Origin of the sequence: Streptomyces ficellus (genome assembly GCF_030406405.1) — a bacterium.
GTDB lineage: Bacteria > Actinomycetota > Actinomycetes > Streptomycetales > Streptomycetaceae > Streptomyces > Streptomyces ficellus_B.
Genome location: NZ_JAUEPL010000080.1, coordinates 1 through 862, shown reverse-complemented (window position 1 = coordinate 862; position 862 = coordinate 1). Strand labels below are relative to the sequence as shown.

Sequence of the window (862 nt, the reverse complement as noted above, 5' to 3'; positions counted from 1 at the left end):
AGGCGTCGTTTCATTTGGTGAGGCGGCGGTGACAGATGAGGGCTGCGGCTATGCCGACGAAGGCGAGGAAGTGCTCGGCCTTGCGTTCGTAACGGCGGTGGAGCCGACGGCAGCCGGCCAGCCAGGACACAGTCCTCTCAACGACCCACCGGTGGCGGCCGAGCCGCTGTGAGGACTCAACTCCCTTGCGGGCGATGCGGTGGCGGATGCCACGCTTACGGAGCCATCGGCGGAGGTTGTCGTAGTCGTAGCCCTTATCGGCGTGCAGTTTCGCGGGGCGCCGACGACGGGGGCCGCGTCGGGAACGGATGGGCGGGATGCCGCGAACGAGCGGTTCAAGACCCTGGCTGTCGTGCATGTTGGCGCCCGAGATGCCCAGCGATAGAGGGAGTCCGTTCCGGTCGGTAATCAGGTGGATCTTCGATCCCAACTTGCCACGGTCGGTCGCATTCGGTCCGGTCAGAGGCCCCCTTTTGCCGCCCGCAGGCTGACCGAGTCGATCGCGCACCGCGACCAGTCGAGATCACCGCGGGCGCCGAGTTCGTCGAGGACGACGCGGTGGAGCCTCGCCCAGACACGGGCCCGGCTCCACTGGGCGAACCGCCGATAGACCGTCTGCCAGCTCGGCCCGAACACCGGCGGGAGCTGCCGCCACGCGCAGCCCGAGGTCGCCACGAAGATGATCGCCGCCAGCGCCTCACGATCACCCGCCCGACGTCGACCCCCACCTTGCGGACGTATCACCTCCGTCGGCGGCACCACCCGCCGGAACAACACCCACAACTCATCCGGCACAAGCCGCTCAACCAGATCCGTCATACACGGTTCAACGAACGATCACGCCATAAGAAACGACGTCTAA

At 66.8% G+C, this 862-nt stretch carries 1 protein-coding gene; it reads right to left on the bottom strand.

Annotation, left to right across the window (positions count from 1 at the left end; translation table 11 throughout):
- Positions 1–10: 10 nt before the first annotated feature.
- A protein-coding gene (locus QWM81_RS29020; RefSeq protein ID WP_435372481.1) for an IS5 family transposase occupies positions 11–819 on the bottom strand; the annotation gives its coding sequence in 2 pieces (ribosomal slippage) (positions 11–465 and positions 465–819; 810 coding nt in all).
- Between the last annotated feature and the right edge of the window lie 43 nt (positions 820–862).